The following is a 12,822-nucleotide window of genomic DNA, read 5'->3' on the forward strand; positions in this document are numbered from 1 at the left end:
ACTCGGTGCAGTGCACCGGTGCCGCAAATGTCTGCAGCAAGACAAATTTCGCTCCTAAATGTCTTATTGACAGGACATTAGAACTATTCCTAATATGACCTCCATGCCGTCCAACAATCTGCCGCTCCCCAAGTACCACCAGATCTATCTGGTGCTGCGGGAGCAGTTGCAAGAGGGGCGGTTTGCCGATGGTCTGCCGGGCGAACTGGCGCTGATGCGGCAGTTCGCGGTGGCGCGTGTCACGGTGCGCCGCGCGCTGGAGCTGCTGGAAGGCGAGGGCATGATCTCCCGCGAGCCCGGCCGGGGCACCCGCCCTTTGGCTCCCGCCCCAGCCACCGCCAACGGCGCGGGCGGTGAGGGCGAGAGCAGCCGCGCGCATCTCACGGGTCTGCTGGAGAACCTGGTCAGCATGGGCCTGCGCACCTCCGTCAAGGTGCTGGATGTGGACACAGTCACAGCATCGCGTGCCGTGGCCGGCGCGCTGAACATCGCGGTGGGCGACGCCGTGCAAAAGGCTGTCCGGGTGCGCAGCACCAAAGAGGGGCCGCTGTCCCATATCACCACCTATGTGCCCGCCGACATTGCCCGCCAGTTCGGACGGCGCGAGCTGGCGCGCAAGCCCATCCTGGTGCTGCTCGAAGAGTCGGGCGTCAAGGTGGGCCGCGCGCACCAGACCATCTCGGCCAAGCTGGCTGACGCTGTCGTGGCCCGCCACCTGGATGTCTCGGTGGGCTCGGCACTGTTGGCTGTGCGCCGTCTCATCTATGACGACCAGGAGCGCCCCGTGCAGTGGCTGCACGGCCTCTACCGGCCGGACCGCTACGAATACGAAATGCAGCTGTCCCGTGTGGGCAGCATCGACGCCAAGGTCTGGGTCAGCAAAGAGCTGTCGGCCCAGTTCCACTGAATCCGTTCCCCCAACCTCAATCCGACCCACCTGCCAGGAGAATGCCCATGAGTACTCGCCGTCATTTCATGTCCCAGTCGGCTGCCGCCGCGTCGGCGCTGGCCTTCCCACTGGTGGGCGGGGCGCAGGCCAAGTCCGTCAAGGTGGGGGTGCTGCACCCGGTGACCGGCGCACTGGCCTATTCGGGCCAGCAATGCCGCGAAGGCGCGATGATGGCCATTGAAGACATCAACAAGGCTGGTGGCATCAAGGCTCTGGGCGGCGCCAAGCTCGAAGCCCTGCTGGGCGATGCGCAGTCACAGCCTCAGGCCGGTGCCGCCGAGGTAGAGAAGATGAACGAAGCGGGCGTGTCCGCCGTGGTGGGGGCGTTTGCCTCGGCCATCTGCCTGGCCACTACGCAGGCCGCCGCCAAGTACAACCTGCCGCACATCGTGGATGTGGGCGTGGCCGACCAGATCGTGGAGCGCGGCCTCAAGAACACCTTCCGCTTTGGCCCCGGCTACAAGAAATGCGCCGAGACTGCCGTGGCCAACCTGCATGTGCTGAACACGGCGGCAGGCAAGCCCGCCAAAACAGTGATGATCATCCATGAAGAATCGCTGTTTGGCACCGGCACTGCACAGCTGCTGGCGCGGGAGCTACCCGGCTACGGCTACGAGGTCAAGGAAGTCGTCAAGCACGCCAACCCCACGCGCGACTTCAACAACATCGTGCTGCGCATGAAGGCGATCAACCCCGACATTGTCATCCCCGCCAACTATTACAACGAGTACGCGCTGCTGGTGCGCACCATGCAGCAGCAAAAGGTCACGCCCAAGGCGATCTACTCGGTGTTGGGTGGGGCGGCGTCGAGCTACAAGTTCGTCAAGGAGTTTCCGGACGCTGCCAACGGCATCATCGACTGCAACCACTGGTTCAACCCCAAGGACAAGCGCGCGCAGGACCTGAAGAAGCGGGTCGAGGCCAAGGGCCTGTTCTTCAGCTACGAGCTGTTCATGACCTACACCTCGATGTGGCTGCTGGCCGATGCGCTGGAGCGCGCCAAGTCGATGGACCGTGCCGCCCTCATCGACGCACTGGAAAAGAGCACCTTTGCCGATCACATCATGCCGTACGGCCCGACCAAATTCGTCAATGGACAGAACCAGGGTGCCCAGCCGCTCATGACCCAGGTGCTGAACAAGGACATCAAGGTCATCATCCCGCGCGACTATCGCGAAGCGGACCCGCTCTTCCCGCTAAAGGCCTGACACCCACCACTTTTCGGCCCTGAATGCAGGGGCTGCGGGGCGCTCCCACGCGGAGCGCCAGGCCGCGCCTTTGCCTGAACGCCGGACTCCACACCCATGTTCGAGCTCAGCATCCTCTTTCCCTCCCTCCTGAACGGCCTGACGACGGGCGCGGTCTACGCCCTGATCGCGCTCGGGCTCACGCTGATCTACGGCGTGCTGCACATCATCAACTTCGCGCATGGCGCGTCGCTGATGCTGGCGCTGTACGCCGTGTACCTGCTCAAGCAGCACTTCGGGCTCGACCCCTACCTGGCGCTGCCCATCCTGGTGCCTGGCATGTTCGCCCTGGGCTATGGCCTGCAGCGCCTGGTGATCAACCGCGCCAGCCACGGCAAGGACGAGAACATCCTGCTGGTCACGCTGGGCATCTCCATCGTGATGGAGAACCTCGCCCTGCTGTTCTTCAAGTCCGACACGCGCACCATCGAAACGGCCTACACGCTGACCACCGTCGCTGTAGGCCCCGCCATGATTGCGCTTCCGAAGCTGGTGGCCTTTGCCGGGGCGCTGGTGGTGTCGGGCGTGTTGCTCTGGATCGTCGGCAAGACCGACCTGGGCCGCGCCATCCGTGCCGTGGCCAAGGAAAAGCATGGCGCCAAGCTCATGGGCATCAACGTGGACCACGTGTACGCGATGAGCTTTGGCATCGGCCTGGCTTGCCTGGGGGCGGCCGCGTGTTTTCTGCTACCGGCCTACTACGTGAATCCGCAGGTGGGCAGCGGCTTTGTGCTGGTGGCTTTCACCATCGTGGTGCTGGGCGGCATGGGCAGCTTTTCCGGCGCGCTGGTGGGAGGGCTGCTGATTGGGGTGGTGGAGTCGCTGGGCGGCCTGTATCTGGGCGAATCGCTGGGGCAGATCGGCATCTTTGCCATCTTCATCGCGGTGTTGCTGTTCCGCCCGCAGGGCTTGTTTGGAGCCAAGGCATGAAGCAACTCTGGACCATTGGAGTGTTCGCGGCCATCGTGGCGGCCGTGACGGGCGTGTCGGACTCCGGCGTGCTGCTCAACTTCGTGATGATGGCGCTCTACGCCGCCTTGCTGGCCCAGGCATGGAACATTCTGGGCGGCTTTGGCGGGCAGTTCTCGTTTGGCCATGCACTGTTCTTTGGCACGGGAGCGTACATCCAGGCCATTGCGCAGATGCAAGGCGGCATCAACCCCTGGGTGGCCTTGCCCATGGCCGTGGCGGGCAGTGCGCTGGTGGGGTTGTTCGTGGGCGGGCTGTCGTTCCGCTACGGGCTCAAGGGTTCGTACTTTGCGCTGGTCACACTGGCCTTTGCCGAGGTGTTCCGCATCCTGGCGCTGTCGGTGCCGTTCACCGGGGCGGGTGTGGGCCTGATGCTGCCGCTCAAGGAGTCGCTGGGCAACATGCAGTTCGGATCGCGCAAGGGCTATGTGTTTCTGATCCTGGCGCTGGTCACGCTGGCGCTGCTGGTGAGCTGGTGGCTGAAGAACTCGCGCTTTGGTGCCTGGCTGCAGGCCGTGCGCGACAACGAAGACGCGGCGCGCGCCATTGGCGTGAATCCTTTCAACGTGAAGATGGGCGCCATCGCACTGTCGGGCGGTTTCATGGGCGCAGCCGGTGCGTTTTATGTGCAGGTGTTCCAGTACATCGACCCGGGCATTGCCTACGGCTCCGTCACGTCGGTGGAAGCCCTGGTGGCCGCCATCGTGGGCGGCATCGGCACCATTTGGGGGCCCGTGCTGGGCGCCCTGGTACTGCACATCCTGGCCGACATCACGCGCAACCTGTTCGGGCAGCTGCCGGGCATCAACATGGTGATCTACGGCGTGGTGCTGGTGCTCATCGTGATGTTCCTGCCGCGTGGTATCGCAGGCATTGGGCAGTCGGTGGTGGCGGTGTGGAAACGTTCGGGAGGCCGCCATGGCCAATGACCTGTTGCAGCTCAGTGGCCTGAGCAAATCCTTCGGCGGCCTGAAAGCCGTGCAAAACGTGAGCCTGGCGGTGCCAGAAGGTTCGTTAACGGCGCTGATTGGCCCCAATGGCGCAGGCAAGACCACGCTGTTTGCCCTGATGTCGGGCTTTGTACGGCCCGACGCAGGCACGGTGCGCTTCGCAGGCCAGGACATCACCGCCCAGGCGCCCCATCTCAATGCCCGGCTGGGCATGACGCGCACCTTCCAGATCGTGCAGCCGTTTGCGGCACAAACCGTGCGTGAAAACATTGCCGTGGGCGCGCACCTGAAGGAGCCCAACCGCCGCGCGGCGCTGGCGCTGGCCAGCGACGTAGCGGCCCGCGTGGGCCTTTCGCCCCAGCTGGACAAGCCTGCAGCCGACCTCACGGTGGCGGGCCGCAAGCGGCTGGAGCTGGCGCGCGCGCTGGCGACACAACCGCGCCTGCTGCTGCTCGATGAAGTGCTGGCGGGCCTCAACCCCCAGGAGATTGCCGAGATGATTCCCGTGGTGCGCGGCATCGCCGATGGTGGCGTGACCGTGTTGATGATCGAGCACGTGATGCAGGCCGTGATGAACCTGGCCGAGCATGTGTGGGTGCTGGCGCAGGGCCAGTTGATTGCCGAGGGCAGCCCGGGCGTGGTGACGTCCGACGAGCGCGTGATCGAGGCTTACCTGGGCCACGGCACGGCGGCGCGCCTGCGTGCCGCTGCCGCGAAGGAGGCCGCATGAGCAGCGCCGTCCCATCGTCCGCATCCAGTCCCTTGCTCAGCGTGGCGGGCTTGCGCGGCGGCTACGGCCGCGTCGAGGTCCTGCGGGGCGTGGACCTGCAGGTTCAGCCCGGCGAGACCGTGGCCCTGCTGGGCAGCAACGGCGCGGGCAAATCCACCTTCAACAACGTCGTGTGTGGCATTTACAAGGCCTGGGACGGTACTGTCGCTTTTGGCGGTGCGGACCTGAGCGGCGCGCACTACACCGAGGTCGTCAAGGCCGGGCTGATCCAGGTGCCCGAAGGGCGCAAAATTTTCCCGAACCTCAGCGTGCTCGAAAACCTCTCGCTGGGCAGCTTCACCCGCGCGCGGGAGCGCCGGGCCGACAACATTGACAAGGTGTTTGCCACCTTTCCGCGCCTGAAGGAGCGCACCACCCAGCTCGCGGGCACCATGAGCGGCGGCGAGCAGCAGATGCTGGCCATTGGCCGGGGCCTGATGGCCGAACCCCGCCTGCTGATCCTGGACGAGCCCTCCCTTGGCCTGTCGCCCCTGCTGGTCGAGGAGATGTTCGGCCTGATTTGCCAGCTGCGTGCCACCGGGCTGGCGGTGTTGCTGGTCGAGCAGAACGTGGGCCAGTCGCTGGAGATTGCGGACCGTGCCTACGTGATGGAAAACGGCAGCATTCGCTTTTCCGGCGCGCCCGACGAACTGCTGCGCAGCGACGACCTGCGCCGCGCCTATCTGGGCCTTTGAATCCCAGGTTCCTCGCCCATGCCATCCCGTTTGACCAAGGCACGGTGATGCCTGCGCTGTGACTGAAGAAGGAGACCCCACACCATGATCCAACGCCGCAGAATCCTCCAAGCTTTTGCCCCTGTGCCGGCCATGCTGATGGATGGGCGGGCCTTTGCCCAGTCCACACCCATCCGCATCCTGGTTGGCGCCCCGGCCGGCGGCTCCACCGACACCCTGGCGCGCACCCTGTCCATCGAAATGGGCCGCCTGCTGGGCCGCACCGTGATTGTCGAGAACCGGCCCGGTGCGGGCGGCAACATCGCGGCCGATGCGGTGGCCAAAGCCGCACCCGATGGCAACACGCTGCTCATGAGCTTCACCAGCCATGCCATCAACGCTAGCCTCTATCCCTCGCTGCCGTTTGACCCTGTCAAGGACTTCACCCCGCTGACCTGTGTGGCCACCTCGCCCTCGGTGCTGGTGGCCCACCCCTCGCTGCCTGCCAAAGATGTGCGTGAGCTGATCGCGCTGGCCAAGGCCAAGCCAGGCAAGCTCAACTTTGCGATTGGCGCGGTGGGTTCATCGCTGCACCTGGCGGGCGATGCCTTCAAGATGCAGTCGGGCGCCTACATCGTCAACATTCCGTACCGGGGCACTGCGCCCGCGTTGCAGGATGTGCTTGCCGGGCAGGTCGACCTGATGTTCGCCGCCGTCGGCAATGCACAGGCGCAGATCCGCGCGGGCAAGCTCAAGGCGTTGGGCGTGACCAGTGCCAAGCGCCTGCCCGCCTTTCCGGATGTGCCTGCGATTGCCGAGGTGCTGCCGGGCTACGAATCCAGCGCCTGGTTTGGCCTGTTTGGCCCGGGGCAGATGAACCCCGAGCTGGCCAAGCGCCTGAGCGATGCCGCACGCCAGGCCATTGCCACCCCCGACGTGAAAAAGCGCCTGGAGCTGGAGGGCGCCGTGCCCGTGGGCAACAGCCCGGACGAGTTTGCGCGTTTTGTGCAGGCCGAAATCCCACGCTGGGCCAAGGTGGTGAAGTTTGCCGGAGCCAAACCCGAATGACCGCCACCCCTTATGTTGTGGCCAGCACCCTGGCCCAGAAGCTGGTGGCCTGCGCCAGCGGCCGCGCCAGCGTCACACCCGGTGAAATCGTGAACTGCCGGGTGGATCTCGCCATGTTCCACGACTCGTCCGGCCCCCGGCGCCTCAAGCCCATGCTCGACGAACTGGGCGCGCAGATCTGGGACAAATCGCGCGTGGTCCTTGTCATGGACCACTACCTGCCCGAGCGCGACGAAGAATCCCGCCGCATCGTGCGCATCGCCCGCGACTGGGCGCGCGAGCAGGCTTTGCCCCATGTGTATGACGGCCAGGGCATCTGCCATGTGGTGGTGCCCCAGCACGGACATATCCGCCCCGGCATGTTCTGCGTGGGCGGCGACTCGCATTCGCCCACAGGCGGTGCCTTTGGTGCCTACATGTTTGGCATCGGCAGCACCGAAATGCTGGGCGTGGTGGTGACCGGCGAAATCTGGCTGCGCGTGCCCCACACCTTGCAGATGCATTGGAGCGGACAGCTGGCCCCCGGTGTGACCGCCAAGGACATGATGCTGTACATGATTGGCCGCTTTGGCATGAACGGCGGCCAGTACCAGGCCGTGGAGTTTGCCGGCCCCGCCGTGCAGGCTCTGGGCATGCAGGAGCGCATGACGCTCTCGAACATGAGCGCCGAGCTGGGCGCCCAGGCCGGGCTGATTGCCCCCGACGCCACCACACGCGAGTGGTTGCGGGCGGCGGGCGTGCCCGACGCAGACCTTCAGGGGCTGGATGCCTGGCGCACGGATGAAGGCGCAGCCCTCACGCGCCACACCTTCGACGCCACCACGCTCACGCCGCAGGTCGCCGCGCCCCACAGCCCGGCCAACGCCGCCCCCGTGGCACAGCACGCAGGGCAGGGCATCGACGTTGCCTACATCGGCGCCTGCACGGGCGCCAAGCTGGACGACCTGCGCGCTGCGGCCTCGGTGCTACGTGGCAAACGCGTGGCCAGTGGAGTGCGCCTGATGGTAGCCCCTGCCAGCCAGCAGGACCAGGCCGCCGCACGCGACGAGGGCGTGCTGCAGGTGCTGCAGGACGCGGGGGCCGAACTGTTCCCTACCACTTGCGGTGCCTGCGCTGGCTATGGCGACACGGTAGGAGACAACACCACCGTCATCTCCAGCACCGCCCGCAACTTCAAGGGCCGCATGGGCTCGGCCACCGCGCAGGTGTATCTGGCGTCGCCGTACACCGTGGCGGCATCGGCCGTGCGCGGTTGCATCACCGACCCCCGCGAGGTACTGGTATGAAAAACACCCACAGGGTCTGGAAACTGGGCGCTGACATCGACACGGATGTACTCGCCCCCGGCCATGCCATGAAGCACGGCCTGGACGTGCTGGCGCGCCACTGCCTCGAATCGGTGCGGCCAGATTTCGTGGGCGGCGTGCGCAAGGGCGATGTGATCGTGGCTGGCCCCAACTTCGGCATTGGCTCCTCGCGCGAGCAGGCGGCCGCCGTGCTGGTGCGGCTGGGCATCGTCGCGGTCATCGCACCGTCGTTCAGCGGTCTCTACTTTCGCAACGCCTTCAACCTGGGCCTGCTGCTGCTGACCTGCGCCGAGGCCGATGCACTGGGTGCGCTGGGTGACGGCGATGCCGTCACGCTCGACTGGCAAGCGCCCGCTGTCATCACCCCCCAGGGCCGCGCGCTGGCCTGCGATCCGATTCCCCCGTTTCTCATGGACATGGTGCGCGCTGGCGGTCTGCTGAACCAGCTGCGCACCCGCTTTGGCAAGGAGGCCGTCAATGGCTGAACACAACAACACCACCACCGCACCGCCCTCGATGGACCCCGTCACCCTGGCCGTCTTGCGCGGCCGCCTGGAACAGATCGCCGACGAGATGGACGCCACGCTGTACCGCAGCGCGTTCAACCCCATCATTGCCGAGGCGCACGATGCCTGCCACGGCCTGTACGACGCCATCAGTGGCGACACGCTGGTGCAGGGCAAATCGGGCCTGCCCGTGTTTGTGGGGGCGATGGCTTTCGCCGTGCGCGCTGCCATGCGCGCAGCGGGCGAGCGCGGTGGCATCACGGCCGGCGACACCTGGTTGTTCAACGACCCCTACGAGGGTGGCACGCACGCCAACGACTTCAAGCTGGTGCGGCCCTTCTTTCGCGGTGGCACGCTGTACTGCTTTCTGGCATCGGCCGCGCACTGGCACGATGTGGGCGGCAACGTGCCCGGCAACTACAACCCGGCCGCCACCGAATGCTGGCAGGAGGCCGTGCAGATCCCGCCCGTGCGCATCGTGCGCGGCGGCGTGTTCGACGACGACGTGCTCGCCATCCTCAAGGCCAACACCCGCCTGCCCGACAGCCTGTGGGGCGACCTGAACGGTCAGCTGGCCGCGCTGGACCTGGGCGAGCGGCGCCTGCACGACCTGCTGGACCAATACGGTGACGCCCTGGTGCAACAGGCCATGGGCGAGCTGCGCACGCGCGCCGTCAAGCTCATGCAATCGCACATCGCGGCGCTGCCCGACGGGCGCTATAGCTTCAGCGACATCCTGGACAACGACGGCGTCAAGGACGAGCCGCTGACCATCGCCCTCGACATGACGGTGCAGGGCGAGCGCCTCACGCTCGACTTCTCGCGCACCTCGCCGCAGTGCGCGGGGCCGGTCAATATCTCGCGCGCCACGGCGATTGCGGCGTGTTACGTGGCGCTCAAGCATCTTTTCCCTGATGTGCCTGCCAATGCCGGTGTGCTGGACGCGGTGGACTTTGTATTGCCCGAGGGGCTGGTCATCAGCGCCGCACGGCCACGCCCGGTGGGTGGCTACACCGAGACCATCCTCCGCATGATCGACGTGATCTTCAGCGCCACAGCGCAGGCCGACCCGAAGCGCGCCATGGCCCAGGCCTACGGCACCATCAACGCGCTGTCCATCGCCGGGCTGCGCACCGATGCCGCGCGCAAGGGCCAGCGATGGGTCATGTTCAGCTTTTTTGGCGGCGGCCACGGCGGGCACAGCGATGGCGACGGCCTGAGCCACGGCAACGCGCCGATTTCCACCGCCACCATCCCGCCGCTCGAAATTCTGGAGGCTGCGTACCCCGTGCGCTTTACGCAATGGGCGCTGCGCCCCGATTCGGGCGGTGATGGCGAGCACCGGGGCGGCCTGGGTGCGATCTATGAAATCGAGCTGCTGGAGCAGGACGCCGAGGTCTTCATCTTTGGCGAGCGCGGCAAGGCCGCACCCCAAGGCATTTCGGGCGGTAGCGCAGGTTCAATGAATGTTTTTAGCTATGAAAACGATAGTGAGTGGAAGCAACCGCCCATGCGCTCCAAGATGATCGGCATCCGCCTCAAGCAGGGCGAGCGCGTGCGGCTTGAAACCCCCGGCGGCGGTGGCTACGGTGCCCCCGCCGCGCGGGATGCGGCAGCGCGTGAGAAAGATCTGGCGATGGGCTACGTCACTGCCCCCGCCACAGCGAAAGGCAAGGAATGAGCAGCGGCAAGGTTTCGGATCAGGCTTCTTATGTGGTGGGCGTGGATGTGGGTGGCACGTTCACCGACCTGTTTGTACTGGACGAGCGCGACGGCAGCGCCCGCATCGTCAAGGTGCCCAGCACCCGGGGCGAGGAGGCGCGCGGTTTCATGAACGGCGTGGCACGTGTGGCCGATTCGGCCGCGCAGATCGCCACCATCGTCCACGGCACCACCGTGGGCACCAATGCGCTGCTGGAGCGCAAGGTGGCGCGCACCGGCATCATCACCACCCGCGGCTTTCGCGACGTGCTGGAGATGCGCCGCCGCGACCGGCCGCAGACCTGGGGCCTGCGCGGCAGCTTCGAGCCCATCGTGCCGCGCAACCTGCGCCTGGAGGTGGACGAGCGTGTGCTGGCCGATGGCACGGTGCACACGCCCGTGGACATCGAGCAGGTCAAGGCCCAGGCGCGCGCGCTGCTGGAGGCGGGCTGCGAGGCCGTCTGTGTGTTCTTCATCAACACCTACGCCAACCCCGCCAACGAACAGGCCGCCGTGGCCGCCGTGCGCAGCGTGTGGCCCAACCCGCACGTGACGGCCGCCAGCGAGGTGCTGCCCGAGATCCGCGAGTTCGAGCGCTGCTCCACCGCCACGCTCAACGCATCCCTGCAGCCCGTGGTAGGCAGCTACCTGGAGCGGCTGGAAGGCGACCTGCGCACGCAGGGCTTTGGCGGCGAGCTGCTCATTGTGCAAAGCAACGGCGGCGTGATGTCGCGCCAGACGGCCTGCGATGTGCCGGTGCGCACCGCGCTCTCCGGCCCGGCGGCGGGTGTGATTGCCTGTGCAGCGATAGCGCGTGCGGCAGGCTTCCCCGATGTGATCACCGGCGACATGGGCGGTACCTCGTTCGACGTGTCCCTCGTGGCGAAGGGCGAGGCGACCCTGGCCGCACAGACGGCCATTGAATTTGGCATGGTGGTGCGTTCGCCCATGATCCAGATCGAGACCATTGGCGCAGGCGGCGGATCGATTGCCTCGGTGGACGCCAGCGGCATGCTGCAGGTGGGCCCCGAGTCTGCCGGCAGCATCCCCGGCCCGGCTTGTTATGGACGGGGCAATACGCGCCCCACGGTGACGGATGCCAACGTACTGCTGGGCCGCATCGCCGCCGACCGGCCCCTGGGCGGTGGCCTGCTGGCCGCCATGGACGCGCAAAAGTCGCGCGACGCCATCGAGACCCATGTGGCCCAACCCCTGGGCCTGGATGTGATGGCAGCCGCCGAAGCCATCCTCACGGTGGCCAACGCCAAGATGGCGGGCGCCGTGCGCGTGGTGTCCATCGAGCGCGGGCACGACCCGCGCCAGTTTGCCTACATGCCGTTTGGCGGCGGCGGCGCGCTGCATGTGTGCGCCATGATGCGCGAGGTGGGCGTGGGCACGGGCATCGTGCCGCGCTACCCCGGCGTCACCTCCGCCCTGGGCTGTGTGATGGCCGACATGCGCCACGACGCGGTGCAGACGCTGAACAAACCCCTGGCCGACCTGGACGTGGCCGACCTGCGCCAGCGCGTGGCCACACTCGCAGCCACCTGCCAGCAGCGCCTGGATTCGGCGGGCGTGAAGTTTGTGGAAGTGCAGGAAATCATTGCGCTCGACATGCTCTACGCAGGGCAGACCCACACCGTGCAGGTGCCTGTGGCGGCCGATGCGCTGAGCCACGAGGGCATCCGCGCCGCATTCGAGGCCGCCTACCGCGCCGCTTTTGGCCGCGTGCTTGACGGCATTGCCGTGCGGGTGATGAACCTGCGCTACGCCCGCGTGGGCGTGCGCCCCAAGTTCGACCTGACGGTGCTGGCACCGCAGACCACTACCGTGAACCCGTCGCTGGGCGTGCAGCGCGTGTTCCACGCTGGCCGCTGGTGGGACGCCGTGCGCCACGCACGGCTGGACCTGCCCGTTGGCACCCGCATCGACGGCCCCGCCATCCTGGAGCAGCCCGACACCACGGTGTGGCTGGAGCCTGGCTTCAGCGCCACGGTGGACCCGCTGGGCAACCTGCTGGTGCGGGCCGACGGGGAGGGCGCAGCATGAGCCACGGCACGCCTAACCCGAGCATCGACCCGCGCCACACGGCGCTGGTCATCATCGACCTGCAAAACGACTTTTTGGCCCCGGACGGTGCCTATGCACGCGGTGGCGCGGTGAGCTCTGCCGCACAGGCCTTGCCACCCCGGGTGGCAGCAGTGGCCAAGGCACTCAAGGCGGCGGGCGGCATGGTGGTGGGCAGCCAGTTCACCCTGTGGCCCGATGCGCAGGGCGACCCCATGGTGTCGCCGCACCTCAAGGCTCTGCGCCCGTTTCTGCGGCGCGGCGACTTTGCGCCCGGCAGCACAGGCCAGGCCCATGTGGCCGAGATCGCAGCGTGGGTGGACGTGTCGGTGTGCAAGGTGGCGTATTCGGCCTTCTTCAACACCCAGCTCGACTGGGTGCTGCGCCGCGCGGGCATCACCACCGTGGCGGTGTGTGGCATCGTCACGAACGGGGGCGTGGCCAGCACGGTGCGCGATGCGCACATGCGCGACTACCAGACCCTGGTGCTGTCCGACGGCTGCGCGGCCTTCAAGCAGGCAGTGCATGACACCTCGGTGGCCGACATGGCCAACGTGGCCCAGGTGCTGACCTGCGCCGACTTTGCTGCCGCTGTGGCCGCCCCTTCCGCATGAA

Annotated in this window: 12 protein-coding genes; all 12 read left to right on the top strand. The window is 66.8% G+C overall.

The window, feature by feature from the left end:
• Positions 1-94 precede the first annotated feature (94 nt).
• A complete protein-coding gene (locus tag ATF69_RS10300) occupies positions 95-907 on the top strand; it encodes a GntR family transcriptional regulator (RefSeq protein WP_199737480.1) in 813 nt (270 codons plus the stop codon).
• A gap of 47 nt (positions 908-954) precedes the next feature.
• Positions 955-2,157: an ABC transporter substrate-binding protein gene (locus ATF69_RS10305; RefSeq protein WP_099730298.1), complete on the top strand. Its 1,203-nt coding sequence runs from the start codon at positions 955-957 to the stop codon at positions 2,155-2,157.
• Positions 2,158-2,253: 96 nt separating this feature from the next.
• Positions 2,254-3,126, top strand: coding sequence for a branched-chain amino acid ABC transporter permease (locus ATF69_RS10310; protein ID WP_056062878.1), 873 nt, complete (start codon positions 2,254-2,256; stop codon positions 3,124-3,126).
• Positions 3,123-4,094 carry a branched-chain amino acid ABC transporter permease gene (locus ATF69_RS10315; protein ID WP_146870865.1) on the top strand — a complete coding sequence of 324 codons (972 nt, stop codon included), beginning with the start codon at positions 3,123-3,125 and terminating at the stop codon, positions 4,092-4,094. Before ATF69_RS10310 ends, ATF69_RS10315 begins: the two co-directional genes overlap by 4 nt.
• Positions 4,084-4,845, top strand: coding sequence for an ABC transporter ATP-binding protein (locus tag ATF69_RS10320; protein ID WP_056744787.1), 762 nt, complete (start codon positions 4,084-4,086; stop codon positions 4,843-4,845). The genes ATF69_RS10315 and ATF69_RS10320 overlap by 11 nt, the downstream gene beginning before the upstream one ends.
• Entirely contained in the window at positions 4,842-5,579 is a 738-nt protein-coding gene (locus ATF69_RS10325; protein ID WP_146870866.1) for an ABC transporter ATP-binding protein, read from the top strand. The genes ATF69_RS10320 and ATF69_RS10325 overlap by 4 nt, the downstream gene beginning before the upstream one ends.
• An 84-nt stretch (positions 5,580-5,663) precedes the next feature.
• On the top strand, positions 5,664-6,626 hold the full coding sequence (locus tag ATF69_RS10330; RefSeq protein ID WP_208758715.1) for a tripartite tricarboxylate transporter substrate binding protein: 963 nt from the start codon (positions 5,664-5,666) through the stop codon (positions 6,624-6,626).
• A complete protein-coding gene (locus tag ATF69_RS10335) occupies positions 6,623-7,912 on the top strand; it encodes a 3-isopropylmalate dehydratase large subunit (protein ID WP_146870867.1) in 1,290 nt (429 codons plus the stop codon). Before ATF69_RS10330 ends, ATF69_RS10335 begins: the two co-directional genes overlap by 4 nt.
• A complete protein-coding gene (locus tag ATF69_RS10340; RefSeq protein ID WP_146870868.1) occupies positions 7,909-8,418 on the top strand; it encodes a LeuD/DmdB family oxidoreductase small subunit in 510 nt (169 codons plus the stop codon). Before ATF69_RS10335 ends, ATF69_RS10340 begins: the two co-directional genes overlap by 4 nt.
• Entirely contained in the window at positions 8,411-10,120 is a 1,710-nt protein-coding gene (locus ATF69_RS10345) for a hydantoinase B/oxoprolinase family protein (RefSeq protein ID WP_208758716.1), read from the top strand. Before ATF69_RS10340 ends, ATF69_RS10345 begins: the two co-directional genes overlap by 8 nt.
• Positions 10,117-12,189 (top strand): hydantoinase/oxoprolinase family protein, encoded by a 2,073-nt coding sequence (locus ATF69_RS10350; protein ID WP_146870869.1) that lies wholly within the window; start codon positions 10,117-10,119, stop codon positions 12,187-12,189. The genes ATF69_RS10345 and ATF69_RS10350 overlap by 4 nt, the downstream gene beginning before the upstream one ends.
• Positions 12,186-12,821, top strand: coding sequence for a cysteine hydrolase family protein (locus ATF69_RS10355; protein ID WP_146870870.1), 636 nt, complete (start codon positions 12,186-12,188; stop codon positions 12,819-12,821). Before ATF69_RS10350 ends, ATF69_RS10355 begins: the two co-directional genes overlap by 4 nt.
• The last annotated feature ends 1 nt before the right edge of the window (position 12,822 follow it).

It is taken from the genome of Acidovorax delafieldii (assembly GCF_007993815.1).
GTDB classification, from domain to species: Bacteria; Pseudomonadota; Gammaproteobacteria; order Burkholderiales; family Burkholderiaceae_C; genus Acidovorax; species Acidovorax delafieldii.

What these genes read in the sequence shown, in the direction of transcription:
- ATF69_RS10300 (WP_199737480.1), top strand. Translation starts at nt 95, where the DNA reads ATGACCTCCATGCCGTCCAACAATCTGCCGCTCCCCAAGTACCACCAG.
- ATF69_RS10305 (WP_099730298.1), top strand. Translation starts at nt 955, where the DNA reads ATGAGTACTCGCCGTCATTTCATGTCCCAGTCGGCTGCCGCCGCGTCG.
- ATF69_RS10310 (WP_056062878.1), top strand. Translation starts at nt 2,254, where the DNA reads ATGTTCGAGCTCAGCATCCTCTTTCCCTCCCTCCTGAACGGCCTGACG.
- ATF69_RS10315 (WP_146870865.1), top strand. Translation starts at nt 3,123, where the DNA reads ATGAAGCAACTCTGGACCATTGGAGTGTTCGCGGCCATCGTGGCGGCC.
- ATF69_RS10320 (WP_056744787.1), top strand. Translation starts at nt 4,084, where the DNA reads ATGGCCAATGACCTGTTGCAGCTCAGTGGCCTGAGCAAATCCTTCGGC.
- ATF69_RS10325 (WP_146870866.1), top strand. Translation starts at nt 4,842, where the DNA reads ATGAGCAGCGCCGTCCCATCGTCCGCATCCAGTCCCTTGCTCAGCGTG.
- ATF69_RS10330 (WP_208758715.1), top strand. Translation starts at nt 5,664, where the DNA reads ATGATCCAACGCCGCAGAATCCTCCAAGCTTTTGCCCCTGTGCCGGCC.
- ATF69_RS10335 (WP_146870867.1), top strand. Translation starts at nt 6,623, where the DNA reads ATGACCGCCACCCCTTATGTTGTGGCCAGCACCCTGGCCCAGAAGCTG.
- ATF69_RS10340 (WP_146870868.1), top strand. Translation starts at nt 7,909, where the DNA reads ATGAAAAACACCCACAGGGTCTGGAAACTGGGCGCTGACATCGACACG.
- ATF69_RS10345 (WP_208758716.1), top strand. Translation starts at nt 8,411, where the DNA reads ATGGCTGAACACAACAACACCACCACCGCACCGCCCTCGATGGACCCC.
- ATF69_RS10350 (WP_146870869.1), top strand. Translation starts at nt 10,117, where the DNA reads ATGAGCAGCGGCAAGGTTTCGGATCAGGCTTCTTATGTGGTGGGCGTG.
- ATF69_RS10355 (WP_146870870.1), top strand. Translation starts at nt 12,186, where the DNA reads ATGAGCCACGGCACGCCTAACCCGAGCATCGACCCGCGCCACACGGCG.